Raw genomic sequence first — 14,298 nt, forward strand, 5'->3', positions numbered from 1 at the left:
GACTGGTTGCTGCGCCGCCAGCGGTTGCTTAACGCGCTCCCTCTCATTGGCTCCCTGATCGGCGGACAACAGCTGAGCCTGATCTTCACCATCCTGGCGTTAACCCAAAGCGCCGGTATTAGCTTTCTGCAGGGGCTGCAAAGCGTTGAAGAGTCCCTGTCGTGCCCGCTATGGCGCCAGCGTCTGGCGCAGGCCCGCGCGCTGATCGTTCAGGGGGAGCCGATTTGGCAGGCGTTAAGCCGCTGCGGCGGTTTTACACCGCTGTGCCTGCAGCTCATCCGCACGGGGGAAAGCGCGGGAGCGCTGGATCAGATGCTGGAAAACCTGGCGCATCACCATCGCGAGCAAACCTATCAGCGAGCCGATAGTCTGGCTGCGCATCTTGAACCCATGATGCTGGTGATAACCGGCTCGCTGGTCGGGATTCTGGTGGTGGCAATGTATTTGCCCGTTTTTCACCTGGGCGATGCCATTGGCGGGGCGGGAGGATGAGAAACACTGGCGCCGCGCAGGCGCCAGTGCAGCCGATTACAGGCTATTGAATACCCGGTTCTCTTGTTCCTGAACGCGGATAAAGGTCGTACGCTTGGTCAGCTCTTTCAGACGCGAGGCGCCAACGTAGGTGCAGGCAGAACGCAGGCCGCCGAGAATATCACGTGCGGTATTCTCAACTGGTCCACGCAAAGGCAGCTTAACGGTTTTGCCTTCCGCCGCGCGGTATTTCGCGACACCGCCCACATGGCGGGTCATCGCCGACTCGGAGCTCATGCCGTAGAACAGCATGAATTTCTCTCCGTTTTCTTCAACGATGGTTCCGCCGCTCTCTTCATGGCCCGCCAGCATGCCGCCAAGCATCACGAAATCAGCGCCGCCGCCGAAAGCTTTCGCCACATCGCCCGGCATGGTGCAACCGCCGTCGCTGATGATCTGGCCGCCAAGGCCGTGCGCCGCATCGGCACACTCAATCACGGCGGAGAGCTGCGGATAGCCGACCCCGGTCTTAACGCGGGTGGTGCAGACGGATCCCGGGCCGATGCCAACTTTGACGATATCGGCGCCGGAGAGGATCAGCTCTTCGCACATTTCACCGGTGACCACGTTCCCGGCGATGATAGTTTTTTGCGGCCAGGCTTCGCGCGCCTTCGCCACGAACTGTACAAAGTGCTCAGAGTAGCCGTTGGCGACGTCGATACACACAAAATTCAGCTGTGGGTTCTGAGAGAGGATCTGCTGGGTTTTTTCGAAATCCGCATCGGACGTGCCGGTGGAAACCATCACATGCTTGAGTACGTCCGCGGATGCGCCCTGGGTAAACGCCAACCATTCTTCAGCGGTGTAGTGCTTATGTACCGCGGTCAGAATACCAAAAGTGGCCAGCGCTTTAGCCATGCTGAAGGTGCCGACGGTATCCATGTTAGCCGCAATAATCGGCACGCCGGACCAGGTCAGGCCTGAATGTTTAAAGGTGAATTCACGTTCCAGCTCAACATCAGAACGGCTTTTGAGGGTAGAGCGTTTCGGGCGGATAAGAACGTCTTTGAAACCAAGCTTCAGATCTTCTTCAATACGCATGTGCGAATTCCTGGGGTTAATGGCATGAATGTGAGAGCACAACTCCAGTGACGTTATCATACGCGCGAATCAGGCCCGCGCAAGACTGCGATTTTCACTTTTTTTACGCTACAATCGTATAAATTTACCTGGTGAATGGAGAAAAAGGCGCCTATGCCTTCCCCTGCCGGAGTATTGTTTTTAACCATTTGATTTGCTTGATTAAAACAAACAGTATAGCGGACGGCGATCCCGGTTGGCGCGGGGCCCTCACGACATGCTCACTGTCGCCTCCCCGGCGCGCTGCCAGTCATCGCTGTCTGCCTGCAAAAAATACGAGCAATCCGTTTCAGGGTCAGAAGATATGGGGTACACAGTCGCGTTAACAGGCGGGATCGGCAGCGGTAAAAGTACGGTCGCCGACGCCTTCGCGCAGCTTGGGGTTAAGGTTATCGATGCCGATGTTATCGCCCGTCAGGTGGTCGAGCCCGGTACCCCGGCGCTCCAGGCCATTGTCGGCCACTTTGGACCACAGATGATTGCCCCCGACGGCACGCTGAACCGCCGCCTGCTGCGGGAAAAAATTTTTGCTCACGTGGAGGAAAAAGCCTGGCTCAATGCGCTGTTGCACCCGCTGATTCAGCAGGAAACGCGCCGCCAGATGCAGGCCGCCACCTCCCCTTATCTCCTCTGGGTCGTACCTTTGCTGGTCGAAAACCGCCTGTCCGGCCAGGCCGATCGCGTACTGGTCGTCGATGTGCCGAAAGAGACGCAAATCGAACGCACCATGCTGCGCGATAAGGTCAGCCGCGAACATGCTGAACATATTCTTGCCGCCCAGGCCACGCGCCAGCAGCGCCTGGCCGTCGCGGACGATGTTATTGAAAACACTGGCACGCCGGATGCAGTGGCATCGGATGTTGCCCGCCTGCACGAAAAGTATTTAACGCTGGCATCGCAGGCCGCCTCACAGGAAAACTCGTAATGCATACCCCCGTTCTGTTTGAACATCCTCTTAATGAGAAAATGCGCACCTGGCTGCGCATCGAATTTCTGATCCAGCAGATGGCTTTCCGTCCGCAGATTGCCAGCCATGCCGATGCGCTCCATTTTTTCCGTAACGCCGGCGATCTGCTGGATGTCCTGGAGCGCGGCGAGGTGCGCACTGACCTGGTTAAAGAGCTGGAACGCCAGCAGCGTAAGCTCCAGTCATGGGCAGAAGTGCCGGGCGTCGATCAGGAGCGCATAAACGAGCTGCGCCACCAGTTGAAGCAGTCCTCCAGCACCCTGATGGCCGCGCCGCGCATTGGTCAGTTTCTGCGTGAAGATCGCCTGATTGCGCTGGTGCGTCAGCGCCTGAGTATTCCTGGCGGCTGCTGCAGCTTCGATTTACCGACCCTGCATATCTGGCTCCATATGCCACAGGCGCATCGCGACGAGCAGGTGGCCAGCTGGCTTGCCAGCCTCGATCCGCTGGTCCAGTCCCTGAGCCTGATCCTCGATCTTATCCGCAACTCCGCGCTGTTCCGCAAACAGACCAGCCTCAACGGCTTTTATCAGGATAATGGCGAAGATGCCGATCTGCTGCGCCTGCGTCTCGATCTGGCTCACCAGCTTTATCCGCAAATTTCCGGCCATAAGAGCCGTTTCGCCATCCGTTTCCTGGCGCTGGACAGTGAATATGGGATCGTGCCGGAGCGCTTTGATTTTGAACTGGCCTGCTGTTAAGGAGATAACATGTCAGAAGAGACTATCGTCAACTGCCCGACCTGCGGCAAAACTGTGGTGTGGGGCGAGCAGAGTCCGTTTCGTCCGTTCTGTAGCAAGCGCTGCCAACTGATCGATCTGGGAGAATGGGCAGCGGAAGAGAAGCGCATCCCCAGCGCGGGGGATCTCTCCGATAGCGATGACTGGAGCGAGCAGCAACCCTGATTTGATGGCAAGCTAACCCGGCGCCTGGCGGGTTAGCCTCGCGCCCCGGGGCTCAGCCCTGGGCGATAAGTTTGCTGATAACCGGTTCATTCGCCGGAGGAAACGCCGCCGGATCCAACGTTGGTCCCGCCATCCACCGACCCGGCTGCCCTTCTTTACCCCACGGCTCGCCTTGCCAACTTTCCACGAGGAAAAACCACAGCGTAATATGGCGATCGGGGAACTGATACTCCAGCTTATCAAAGAGCGAAGAGGTGGTGACCGTAATCCCAACTTCCTCCTGCAGTTCGCGGATTAGCGCCTGCTCAGGCGTCTCATCAGATTCAATCTTCCCGCCCGGGAACTCCAGCTTATTCGCCATATGGGCATCGGCGGCGCGCTGGGTAATAAAGATTTCGCCTTGCGGATTGCGAATTATCCCGACGGCGATTTGCAGTTTTTTCATTGAATGCGCTCCATAAAAAAGGCGCAGAACTCTGCGCCTTTGTTTGTTTTATCAGACCTTAGCTCAGACGGCCGTGGCACTGTTTGTACTTTTTGCCGGAGCCGCACGGGCACGGATCGTTACGGCCCACTTTACGTTCGCCGGTTTGCGCCGCCAGATCCTGGGCTGCGGCTTCATCATCGCTCTGATGGCTGAGCTGCTGCATCTGCGCCAGGCGCTCGGCCTCTTCACGACGCTGCTGTTCCATCGCCTCGACTTCTTCCGGCATCCGCACCTGGACTTTGCTCAGGGTGCTGATCACTTCATACTTCAGTGACTCCAGCATCGCGGCAAACATTGAGAACGATTCGCGCTTGTACTCCTGCTTCGGATCTTTCTGCGCATAGCCGCGCAGGTGGATACCCTGGCGCAGGTAATCCATCGCCGCCAGGTGCTCTTTCCACAGCGAATCCAGAGTCTGCAGCATCACGCCTTTCTCGAAGTGGCGCATCATCTCGGCGCCGACCACTTCTTCTTTACGCTGGTAGGTTTCTACCGCGCTCTGCAGAATACGTTCGCGCAGGGTCTCTTCATGCAGCTCCGGCTCTTTATCCAGCCACTCTTTGATTGGCAGGTCGAGGTCGAAGTCGTTTTTCAGACGCTCCTGCAGACCTTCGATATCCCACATCTCCTCCAGCGACTGCGGCGGAATATGGGCATCGATCGTCGCCTTAAAGACGTCTTCGCGGATGCTGTTGATGGTTTCGCTGACGTCAGACACGTCCAGCAGCTCGTTACGCTGGGTGTAGATCGCCCGGCGCTGGTCGTTGGCCACATCATCATATTCCAGCAGCTGCTTACGGATATCGAAGTTACGGCTTTCCACTTTACGCTGGGCGTTGGCGATCGCCTTGGTGACCCACGGGTGCTCAATCGCCTCACCTGGTTTCATTCCCAGTTTACGCATCATGCCAGACACGCGATCGGAGGCGAAGATACGCATCAGGGCATCTTCCATTGACAGGTAGAAGCGGGAAGAACCGGCATCCCCCTGACGACCAGCACGGCCGCGCAGCTGGTTATCGATACGGCGAGATTCATGACGCTCGGTACCGATGATGTGCAGACCGCCTGCGGCCAGTACCGCATCGTGGCGTACCTGCCAGTCGGCTTTGATTTTCTCAATCTGCTCTGGCGTTGGGTTTTCCAGCGCAGCGACTTCCGCCTGCCAGCTACCGCCGAGCATAATATCGGTACCACGACCCGCCATGTTGGTGGCGATGGTCACCGCGGAAGGGTAGCCCGCCTGGGCGACGATATCCGCCTCGCTGGCGTGGAATTTGGCGTTCAGGACGTTGTGCTTGATGCCGGCTTTAGTCAGTTCGCGGGAAACCACTTCAGATTTTTCGATCGAGATAGTCCCCACCAGCACCGGCTGACCGGCAGCGGTACGAGTTTTGATATCTTCGATAATTGCCTGAATTTTTTCCGCTTCGGTCATATAGACCAGATCCGCCATGTCTTTACGGATCATCGGACGGTTGGTCGGTACAACCACGGTATCCAGCTTATAGATAGAGCTGAATTCAAAGGCTTCGGTATCGGCTGTACCGGTCATCCCCGCCAGCTTCTCGTACAGACGGAAGTAGTTCTGGAAGGTGATAGAGGCCAGAGTCTGGTTCTCGTTTTGGATCTCCACGCCCTCTTTGGCCTCAACGGCCTGGTGCAGACCATCGGACCAGCGGCGGCCCTGCATCGTACGGCCAGTGTGCTCATCGACGATGATAACTTCGCCATCTTTGACAATGTAGTCAACGTCGCGGGTGAACAGCGCATGGGCGCGCAGCGCGGCGGTAACGTGGTGCATCAGCATAATGTTGGTTGGAGAGTACAGGGACTCACCTTCATCCATAATGCCTTCCTGTACCAGCAGCTCTTCAATCAGCACCAGACCACGTTCGGTCAGGTTAACCTGACGCGCTTTTTCATCCACCGAGAAGTGGCCTTCGCCAGTGAAAGTATCCGAATCCTCTTTTTCCTGGCGGATCAAATGCGGGATGATTTTGTTTACCTTGCGGTACATTTCAGAGCTGTCTTCCGCCGGGCCGGAAATGATCAGCGGCGTACGCGCCTCATCGATCAGGATGGAGTCCACCTCATCCACCAGCGCATAGTGCAGTTTACGCTGAACGCGCTCTTCCGGGCTGAAGGCCATGTTGTCGCGCAGGTAGTCGAAGCCGTATTCGTTGTTGGTGCCATAGGTGATATCGGCAGCGTAAGCTTCACGCTTCGCCGGCGCCGGCAGGCCGGACATGTTGATGCCAACTGTCATGCCCAGGAATTCAAACAGCGGGCGGTTATTTTCGGCGTCACGCTGGGCCAGATAGTCGTTGACGGTCACTACGTGAACGCCTTTGCCGGTTAGCGCGTTGAGGTACGCCGGCAGGGTCGCGGTCAGGGTTTTACCTTCACCGGTACGCATCTCGGCGATGCAGCGATCGTTAAGCACCATACCACCCAGCAGCTGGACGTCGAAGTGGCGCATGCCGAATACGCGCTTACTGGCTTCGCGAACGACGGCGAAAGCTTCAGGGATCAGGCTTTCCAGCGTTTCGCCTTTTTCCAGGCGCGCGCGGAATTCAGCGGTTTTCGCTTTCAGCTCGTCATCAGAGAGTTTTTCCATCGCCGGTTCCATGCCGTTGATGATATTGACGACTTTGCGCATACGACGCAGCGTACGGTCGTTACGGCTGCCGAAAACCTTGGTTAACATTTTGATAAGCATAATAAAATCTCAAACGCCCCGCGGTGCGGAGTCACAAAAAATAGGATGGTCCGTGGTTATTTTCAGCTGAGACGTTGAGGCCCTGCGCGGATCCCCGCCACCTGGCTTATCCAGGCGCTGACGCGGAAGGCAGAATATGAAGAAGGGATGTAACCCGCCTGGCGGATCACCACCGGCGGCGTGCTGTCCTGCGTCAGCAGCGCGCTGAGGGTGTCGAGCAGCGCCAGATGCTGAGCCTGCAGCGGGGAAGTTTCTTCCGCCACCGGCAGCGCCTGCGGCGCCATGGCGAAGGAGAGATGACGAATAACGGTGCGAATGGCGTGCTGATGCCAGTAGTCGACGGTAAAGCTGGGCCGGCGATTCGTCTCCAGAAGCGCCAGCTGAGAGAAATTAACCTTGCTCGGGTTGTGATTGCTGGCGGTCGCCTTCGCTGGCGCCGCGGTCTCGTGACCGTTGCTTAGCGCAGGCAGGCCGAGGCTGGCCGCGACCATCCCCAACAGGAGATGCGGCCAAAAATACCGTCTGCCAAACTGTCGCCAGCGCGTCAGCAATCCACTCACGTTCATTACCTTTCTTTGCTAGACCCGTCGTCGTTCAGGCTGTCTCTTTATTGATGTTTTTCGCAGGACAACCTGATGTCCACGGGGTAAAGCAACCCTGAGAAATAATTTTGCGCTCAAATACTAACATTAATACCGGCCTGAGGCAGCATGAATGAAGGCGATTGCCCGGCGAAAACGCTTAATAAAGCAGCGAACGCACGCTAATTATTATCCAGGGATCGCAGCGAAAATAACTGGAGGGTGCTATAAAAGAAAAACGACTGGCTCCCTGGTCGGAGAGAGTACCAGGTTACCAGTCGAATTTACTGAATGGTCAGGCTTACGCCAGAACCATCGACGGTGCGCGGAACGCCATTGGCAGTTTTGCGTCGTCTTCGAAGGTCACATACTCCCAGGCTTCCTGTTTTGCCAGAACCGCCTGCAGCAGTTTGTTGTTCAACGCGTGACCCGATTTGTACGCCGTGAATGCGCCGATAATGTTGTGACCACACATAAACAGGTCACCGATCGCATCCAGCATTTTGTGGCGAACAAATTCGTCTTCAAAGCGCAGACCGTCTTCGTTCAGTACGCGATAATCGTCAACAACGATGGCACAATCGAAGCTGCCGCCCAGGCACAGGCCGCGGGACTGCAGATATTCGATATCGCGCATAAAACCGAAGGTACGCGCACGGCTAATCTGACGCATGAACGCATCGGCCGAGAAGTTCAGCGTATAGCGCTGGGTGCTGGCATCAATCGCTGGATGGTTAAAATCGATGGTGAAGTCCAGCGAAAAACCATTGTACGGTTTGAATTCAGCCCATTTGTCGCCATCTTCGACGCGAACCGTCTCTTTGATACGTACAAATTTCTTGGCGCAGTTCAGTTCATCAATGCCGGCGTCCAGCAACAGATAAACGAACGGAGCCGCACTGCCGTCCATAATCGGGATTTCCGGCGCATCGACTTCAACAATAATGTTGTCGATACCCAGGCCAGCCAATGCGGCGTTCAGGTGTTCAACCGTAGAAATCCGCACGTCATGCTCATTAACCAGGCAAGTACAGAGCATGGTATCACGCACAGATTTGGCATCAGCCGGAAAATCTACCGGTGGATTCAAGTCGGTGCGACGATAGATGACCCCGGTATTTGCCGGCGCAGGGCGTAACGTCAGTGTGACTTTCTTGCCGGTATGCAAACCGACGCCAGTCGCCTGAACGATACGTTTAAGAGTCCTTTGTTTGATCATCGTATAATCTCGCCAATTTACCTATCCAACCGAAGTGTACACCACTATCGGGAGGCCAGTTTAGCACAAAGAGCGCAGATGCCCAACTTCCAGTCGATTCTTAATCGGCTTGCTTACGCAGGAAGGCTGGGATATCCAGATAATCCGGCTCTTTCGCGGTTTGCGGCGTATTGTCGTTCACCACTTTGGCTGCCGGCTTCTGCTCTTGCGTCAGCGGCGACATACCATGCTGCTGGTAACGATCCATCACCGGCTGCTGAACCTGCTTGTTGGTTACCAGGGTGATTTCCGGACGCTTATCCATGCCAATACCGGTCGCCACTACGGTCACGCGCAGCTCGTCGTTCATATCCGGGTCCAGAGAGGTACCGATAACCACGGTCGCATTATCCGAGGCAAAAGCACGGATGGTGTTACCCACAGTTTCGAACTCGTCCAGACGCAGGTCGAAGCCCGCAGTAATGTTGACCAGCACGCCGCGCGCGCCTGACAGGTCGATATCTTCCAGCAGCGGAGAAGAGATAGCCATTTCAGCCGCTTCTTCCGCACGGTCTTCACCGCTCGCCACCCCGGAGCCCATCATCGCGTAGCCCATTTCAGACATCACGGTACGGACGTCCGCGAAGTCGACGTTCATCAGACCCGGACGGGTGATCAGTTCGGCGATACCCTGCACCGCGCCTTTCAGGACGTCGTTTGCCGCGCCGAATGCGTCGAGCAGGGAAATTCCACGACCCAGGACCTTCAGCAGCTTGTCGTTCGGGATGGTGATCAGTGAGTCAACGTGCTTGGACAGCTCGGTGATCCCCTGCTCAGCGAACGCCATGCGCTTCTTACCTTCAAAATTAAACGGCTTAGTGCCCACCGCAACGGTGAGGATCCCCAGATCCTTCGCCACTTCCGCGACTACGGGCGCCGCGCCGGTACCGGTACCGCCGCCCATGCCTGCCGCGATGAACACCATGTCTGCGCCATCAAGGGCTGCGCGCAGCGCTTCACGGTCTTCATCAGCCGCGTTACGGCCGACTTCCGGGTTCGCGCCCGCGCCCAGACCTTTGGTAATACCGCTACCGATCTGGATAGTCTGGCCAACCGCCGTCTTACGCAGCGCCTGCGCATCGGTGTTTACCGCGAAGAATTCAACACCCTCAATGCGCTCGCGCACCATGTGTTCAACGGCGTTACCGCCGCCGCCACCGACGCCGATGACTTTAATCACCGCGTCGTTGGTCAGTTCCATAGGTTCAAACATAGTTTCTCTCCGTCTTGTGCCTGTCGCCTGAGAACGCTAATTGTCTGCGTTCTCTTAAAAAATTAAAACTCTTTTCGCAGCCAGCTGTTGAGTCGCTTAATCCACGAGCCCACTGAGGCCGTCACGCGTTTTTCTACTTCCGCTTCACCACTGAGATGTGACTCTTTTCCGTAGTGCAGCAGCCCCACCGCCGTTGAATAATACGGCTCCTGGGCATAGTCGGTTAAACCGGTGATGTTCAGCGGCGCGCCAATGCGCACCTGAGTATGGAACACGCGCTGCGCACAGGCCGCCAGACCTTCAATTTGCGCCGCGCCGCCGGTTAACACAATCCCCGCCGCCAGATGATGTTTAACACCCTGCTGGCGGAGCTGTTCCTGCAGCTGCAGGATCTCTTCATTGACCAGGTTAAGCAGCTCGGTATAGCGCGGTTCAATCACCTCTGCCAACGTCTGACGCTGCAGGCTACGCGGAGGACGTCCACCAACGCTCGGTACTTCGACGTTTTCGTCTTTACCGACGATGGAACCCAATGCGCATCCGTGACGAACCTTAATCGCTTCGGCATCGCTCGGCGGCGTACCGAAGGCATAGGCGATATCGCTGGTCACCACGTTACCGGCATACGGGATCACTTTGGTGTGACGCAATGCGCCGCCGGTGTAGACGGCGATATCCATTGTACCACCGCCGATATCCACAACGCAGACGCCCAGCTCACGTTCGTCTTCTGTTAATACCGAATAACTGGCCGCTAACCCGGCGAAAATAAGTTGGTCAACTTTCAGACCACAACGTTCCACTGCTTTAACAATGTTTTTTGCCATATCGTTATGGCAGGTGATCAGATGCACCTTCGCCTGCATACGCACGCCGGACAGCCCTACCGGGTTTTTAATCCCTTCCTGGTAGTCGATAGCATATTCCTGCGGAATCACGTGCAGGACACGATGTTCATCGCGAACGCGAACCGACTTCGCGGTGTGGACCACGTTCTCGACGTCGTCCTGCGTCACTTCTTCTTCCGAAATCGGTACCATCCCGATTTCATTCTGACAGCTTATATGTTTACCCGAAAGTGCCAAATAAACTGATGAAATCTGGCAATCCGCCATCAGTTCGGCCTGGTCGATGGCGCGCTGTACGCATTTCACTACCGACTCGAGGTCGTTCACACCGCCTTTATCCATACCACGCGATGGGCAACTGCCCACGCCGATGATATTGATCATGCCGTCGGGCAGAACTTCCCCTACTAAAGCGGCCACCTTGGCGGTGCCAATCTCCAGTCCAACTACCAGTTTTCTGTCCGTCGCCTTGATCATTGTTGTTCTGCCTGTGCCTGATTCTGTTGTTGATTAGTTTCCTCTGCGGGAGCAGGTACCCAGCCCACTGCCGCACCCGAGTCATAACGCAAATCAACGTAGCTAATCCGTTTGCCGTCGGTCTGCGCCTGCTGCTGAAGAACCGGGTAGAGTTCCATAAAGCGCTGAAGCCGTTTCATGGTATCGCCACGGCCAAGGTTGAGCTTGATGTCATTATTAAGCGTCAACTGCCAGGAGCGACGGGCGGTCATCGCCGCCACTTTCAACGTGAATTTATCCTTTGCCAGCACCTGCCCCATGTCACGATACCCCTGCAGCACTTCGTTCTCGCTGCCTTCGGGACCGTATAACATCGGTAAATTCTGTTTGCTGGTGCGATCCGCCGGCACGCTGAAGGCATTTCCTTCTGCATCCACCATATGTTGATCATTCCAGCGCGCAATCGGCACATATTCAACCAGATGAATCTTCAATTCATCGGGCCACTGCTTTCGGACGCTCGCCTGCTTAATCCACGGCAGACGTTCAATCTGGCTCTGGATGATGTTCACATCCTGAGTCATAAAGGTACCCGGCGAACCCAGCGCCAGGATCGCCTGACGGATGTCATCATTGCGCGTATAGTGACGCTCGCCGGTCACCACCATCTTCGACAGCGGTAAGCGCTGCGCATCTTCCATCCAGCCAAGAACCATCCACCCGCTGACCAGCACGGTAAACAGCACCGCCAGCAGGAAAACGATCCCTGCCAGCCGCGTTCCATTACTCCGACGCGAAGAAGAAGCCTCTTCTTCATGGTTCCGCGTATTCAGCGCAGCCTGCGACATATCACCCCGCCAGGTCCAGAATTCGTACAACAAGCTGGGAGAAGCTCATTCCTGCCTGACGCGCCGCCATTGGCACAAGGCTATGGCTGGTCATGCCCGGGGAAGTATTCGCTTCCAGCAGATAAAACTGGCCATCGCTGTCCAGCATCACGTCAATACGGCCCCAGCCTTTGCAACCCAGAACATTCCAGGCTTTAAGCACCAGGTTCTGAATAGCTGACTCACGCGCGGGATCTTCAAATCCTGGGCAGAAATATTGCGTCTCATCAGAGAGATACTTCGCCTCATAATCATAGAAGGTTCCCGCGGCCTGGATACGTATTGACGGTAAAATTTCTTCACCGACTATGGCGACGGTAAATTCCGGTCCACTGAGCCATTTTTCGACCAAAACTTCATCATCATGCTGAAAAGCCAACGCCAATGCACTCGCTAAATCACAACTTTCGCTGACTTTCGACATCCCGACGCTGGAGCCTTCACGGCTCGGCTTGATGATGACCGGCAGACCCAGCGCCGCAATTTGCTGTTCGACGTCAGTAGACAGCCCGGCGGCAAACTGGGCGCGGGTCAGCGCCACCCACGGCGCGACCGGTAATCCGGCGCCCTGCCACAGCCACTTGCTGCGCAGTTTATCCATTGAAATCGCCGAAGCCATCACGCCGCTGCCGGTATAAGGCAGCTGGATTAACTCCAGCAGCCCCTGCAGAGTGCCATCTTCCCCGCCGCGGCCGTGGAGGGCAATAAACGCTTTCTTAAAGCCCTGCTTTTTTAGCTGGGTAATATCAACATCGCGCGGGTCGACCGGATGGGCGTCCACCCCGCCTTCACGCAGCCCGGCCAGCACCGCCGCGCCTGAATTCAGCGACACTTCACGTTCAGCGGAGGTTCCACCGAAAAGCACCGCGATTTTATCAGCCATGGCGCTCCTCCTCCGTTTTTTGCGGGATCAGTTTGATTTCAGCCAGGTGGCGGGCGATTTTACCGATGTTACCGGCGCCCTGCACCAGTACTAAATCGTTGCCGGTCAGGACTGACGCCAGCATCTCCGCGGCCTGGGTCGAATCGGGCACCAGGATCGGATCCACTTTCCCGCGACCGCGAATGGTGCGGCACAGCGAGCGGCTGTCGGCGCCCGGGATCGGCGCTTCGCCCGCCGGATAGACATCCAGCATCAGCAGGGCATCCACCTGGGTCAGCACGTTGGCAAAATCATCATACAGATCGCGGGTACGGGTATAACGGTGCGGCTGGAATACCATCACCAGGTTTTTATCCGGCCAGCCGGCGCGCGCTGCTTTAATGGTGGCGTCCACTTCCGTCGGGTGGTGACCGTAATCATCGATCAGCATCGCGCTGCCCGGTTTGCCGTTGACTTCGGCCAGCGGAAACTCGCCAAGAAAATCAAAGCGGCGTCCAGTTCCCTGGAAGCTCTCCAGTGCGCGCAGAATAGCCCGATCGTCAATCCCCTCTTCCGTCGCCACAGCGACGGCCGCCGCCGCGTTCAGCGCGTTATGGCGTCCCGGGGCATTGAGCGTCACCTGCAGGATCGCTTTATCCTGGCGCACCAGGCGGAAATGCCCCTGCGCCCCAACCTGACGATAGTCCTCGACGCGTACGTCGGCGTCGTCGCTAAAACCGTAGGTGGTGATCTGCCGGCCAACGCGCGGCAACAGTTCCCGGATCACCGGATCGTCCACGCACATCACCGCGCGTCCGTAGAACGGCAGGTTGTGCAGGAAGTTGATAAAGGTCTGCTTCAGATTCTCAAAGTCGCCATGGTAGGTATCCATGTGATCGGCTTCGATGTTGGTGACAATGGCCACCATCGGCTGCAGATGCAGAAACGACGCGTCGCTCTCATCCGCTTCCGCGATCAGGTAACGGCTATGGCCAAGACGGGCATGTACGCCCGCCGCTTTTACCAGTCCGCCGTTGACGAAGGTCGGGTCCAGCCCGGCCTCGGCGTAAATGCTGGATACCATCGCGGTGGTGGTGGTTTTGCCGTGGGTCCCGGCAATGGCGATCCCGTGGCGAAAGCGCATAAGTTCCGCCAGCATTTCGGCACGACGGATCACCGGGATACGCGCCTCATGCGCGGCAACGATTTCCGGGTTATCTGCCGAAATCGCGCTGGAAACGACAACCACGCTGGCATCACGCACGTTTTCCGGGCGATGGTTGAAATAAATGGTGGCGCCAAGCTGCGACAGCTGCTGGGTCACCGGATTCGGCGCCAGGTCGGAGCCGCTGATCTGGTAACCTTCGTTAGCCAACACTTCGGCAATACCGCCCATACCGGCACCGCCGATGCCGACAAAGTGAATGTGCCGAACGCGACGCATCTCGGGCACTATGGAACGCAGTTTTGCCAAATCTTGTGTATTCATTCTTTACGCCAT

14 protein-coding genes are annotated in these 14,298 nt (G+C 56.8%); 4 read left to right on the forward strand and 10 right to left on the reverse strand.

Going from position 1 to position 14,298, the window contains the following annotated elements; all coding sequences use genetic code 11:
• The coding region (locus HMPREF9538_RS05555) for a type II secretion system F family protein (RefSeq protein ID WP_009485990.1) at nucleotides 1–492 on the forward strand (492 nt) is incomplete at its 5' end.
• Nucleotides 493–528: 36 nt separating this feature from the next.
• On the opposite strand, the gene HMPREF9538_RS05550 is transcribed toward HMPREF9538_RS05555, so the two are convergent.
• On the reverse strand, nucleotides 529–1,572 hold the full coding sequence (locus HMPREF9538_RS05550) for a GMP reductase (protein WP_004145938.1): 1,044 nt from the start codon (nucleotides 1,570–1,572) through the stop codon (nucleotides 529–531).
• 343 nt (nucleotides 1,573–1,915) lie between these two features.
• Here HMPREF9538_RS05550 and coaE point away from each other — a divergent pair, with 343 nt between their 5' ends.
• From coaE to yacG, 3 genes are read left to right on the forward strand one after another with little or no spacing between them, the layout of a single operon-like run.
• On the forward strand, nucleotides 1,916–2,536 hold the full coding sequence (coaE, locus tag HMPREF9538_RS05540; RefSeq protein ID WP_002888649.1) for a dephospho-CoA kinase: 621 nt from the start codon (nucleotides 1,916–1,918) through the stop codon (nucleotides 2,534–2,536).
• Entirely contained in the window at nucleotides 2,536–3,279 is a 744-nt protein-coding gene (gene zapD, locus HMPREF9538_RS05535) for a cell division protein ZapD (protein WP_004178596.1), read from the forward strand. Before coaE ends, zapD begins: the two co-directional genes overlap by 1 nt.
• A gap of 9 nt (nucleotides 3,280–3,288) precedes the next feature.
• Nucleotides 3,289–3,483: a DNA gyrase inhibitor YacG gene (gene yacG / locus HMPREF9538_RS05530; RefSeq protein ID WP_002888644.1), complete on the forward strand. Its 195-nt coding sequence runs from the start codon at nucleotides 3,289–3,291 to the stop codon at nucleotides 3,481–3,483.
• 52 nt (nucleotides 3,484–3,535) lie between these two features.
• Here the strand turns inward: yacG and mutT are convergent, their stop codons facing one another.
• From mutT to murC, 9 genes are all read right to left on the reverse strand, one after another.
• Entirely contained in the window at nucleotides 3,536–3,928 is a 393-nt protein-coding gene (mutT, locus tag HMPREF9538_RS05525) for an 8-oxo-dGTP diphosphatase MutT (RefSeq protein WP_004145942.1), read from the reverse strand.
• Between the two features lie 58 nt (nucleotides 3,929–3,986).
• Nucleotides 3,987–6,692, reverse strand: a complete 2,706-nt coding sequence (gene secA, locus HMPREF9538_RS05520) for a preprotein translocase subunit SecA (protein ID WP_002888638.1) — start codon at nucleotides 6,690–6,692, stop codon at nucleotides 3,987–3,989.
• Between the two features lie 62 nt (nucleotides 6,693–6,754).
• Nucleotides 6,755–7,252 carry a secA translation cis-regulator SecM gene (gene secM, locus HMPREF9538_RS05515; protein ID WP_002888635.1) on the reverse strand — a complete coding sequence of 166 codons (498 nt, stop codon included), beginning with the start codon at nucleotides 7,250–7,252 and terminating at the stop codon, nucleotides 6,755–6,757.
• Nucleotides 7,253–7,574: 322 nt separating this feature from the next.
• Nucleotides 7,575–8,492 (reverse strand): UDP-3-O-acyl-N-acetylglucosamine deacetylase, encoded by a 918-nt coding sequence (gene lpxC, locus HMPREF9538_RS05510; protein WP_002888632.1) that lies wholly within the window; start codon nucleotides 8,490–8,492, stop codon nucleotides 7,575–7,577.
• A gap of 100 nt (nucleotides 8,493–8,592) precedes the next feature.
• Nucleotides 8,593–9,744: a cell division protein FtsZ gene (ftsZ, locus tag HMPREF9538_RS05505; protein WP_009485991.1), complete on the reverse strand. Its 1,152-nt coding sequence runs from the start codon at nucleotides 9,742–9,744 to the stop codon at nucleotides 8,593–8,595.
• A 62-nt stretch (nucleotides 9,745–9,806) separates the two neighbouring features.
• Complete coding sequence (gene ftsA, locus HMPREF9538_RS05500) at nucleotides 9,807–11,069, reverse strand: cell division protein FtsA (protein WP_002888625.1); 1,263 nt, start codon at nucleotides 11,067–11,069, stop codon at nucleotides 9,807–9,809.
• Complete coding sequence (gene ftsQ / locus HMPREF9538_RS05495) at nucleotides 11,066–11,896, reverse strand: cell division protein FtsQ (RefSeq protein WP_002888624.1); 831 nt, start codon at nucleotides 11,894–11,896, stop codon at nucleotides 11,066–11,068. The genes ftsA and ftsQ overlap by 4 nt, the downstream gene beginning before the upstream one ends.
• 1 nt (nucleotide 11,897) lies before the next feature.
• Nucleotides 11,898–12,818 carry a D-alanine--D-alanine ligase gene (locus HMPREF9538_RS05490; RefSeq protein ID WP_002888623.1) on the reverse strand — a complete coding sequence of 307 codons (921 nt, stop codon included), beginning with the start codon at nucleotides 12,816–12,818 and terminating at the stop codon, nucleotides 11,898–11,900.
• Complete coding sequence (gene murC / locus HMPREF9538_RS05485; protein ID WP_004192000.1) at nucleotides 12,811–14,286, reverse strand: UDP-N-acetylmuramate--L-alanine ligase; 1,476 nt, start codon at nucleotides 14,284–14,286, stop codon at nucleotides 12,811–12,813. Before murC ends, HMPREF9538_RS05490 begins: the two co-directional genes overlap by 8 nt.
• Nucleotides 14,287–14,298: the final 12 nt, after the last annotated feature.

Source organism: Klebsiella sp. MS 92-3 (assembly GCF_000195655.1).
GTDB classification, from domain to species: domain Bacteria; phylum Pseudomonadota; class Gammaproteobacteria; order Enterobacterales; family Enterobacteriaceae; genus Klebsiella; species Klebsiella pneumoniae.

What these genes read in the sequence shown, in the direction of transcription:
- HMPREF9538_RS05550 (WP_004145938.1), bottom strand. Translation starts at nt 1,572, where the DNA reads ATGCGTATTGAAGAAGATCTGAAGCTTGGTTTCAAAGACGTTCTTATC.
- coaE (WP_002888649.1), top strand. Translation starts at nt 1,916, where the DNA reads ATGGGGTACACAGTCGCGTTAACAGGCGGGATCGGCAGCGGTAAAAGT.
- zapD (WP_004178596.1), top strand. Translation starts at nt 2,536, where the DNA reads ATGCATACCCCCGTTCTGTTTGAACATCCTCTTAATGAGAAAATGCGC.
- yacG (WP_002888644.1), top strand. Translation starts at nt 3,289, where the DNA reads ATGTCAGAAGAGACTATCGTCAACTGCCCGACCTGCGGCAAAACTGTG.
- mutT (WP_004145942.1), bottom strand. Translation starts at nt 3,928, where the DNA reads ATGAAAAAACTGCAAATCGCCGTCGGGATAATTCGCAATCCGCAAGGC.
- secA (WP_002888638.1), bottom strand. Translation starts at nt 6,692, where the DNA reads ATGCTTATCAAAATGTTAACCAAGGTTTTCGGCAGCCGTAACGACCGT.
- lpxC (WP_002888632.1), bottom strand. Translation starts at nt 8,492, where the DNA reads ATGATCAAACAAAGGACTCTTAAACGTATCGTTCAGGCGACTGGCGTC.
- ftsZ (WP_009485991.1), bottom strand. Translation starts at nt 9,744, where the DNA reads ATGTTTGAACCTATGGAACTGACCAACGACGCGGTGATTAAAGTCATC.
- ftsA (WP_002888625.1), bottom strand. Translation starts at nt 11,069, where the DNA reads ATGATCAAGGCGACGGACAGAAAACTGGTAGTTGGACTGGAGATTGGC.
- ftsQ (WP_002888624.1), bottom strand. Translation starts at nt 11,896, where the DNA reads ATGTCGCAGGCTGCGCTGAATACGCGGAACCATGAAGAAGAGGCTTCT.
- HMPREF9538_RS05490 (WP_002888623.1), bottom strand. Translation starts at nt 12,818, where the DNA reads ATGGCTGATAAAATCGCGGTGCTTTTCGGTGGAACCTCCGCTGAACGT.
- murC (WP_004192000.1), bottom strand. Translation starts at nt 14,286, where the DNA reads ATGAATACACAAGATTTGGCAAAACTGCGTTCCATAGTGCCCGAGATG.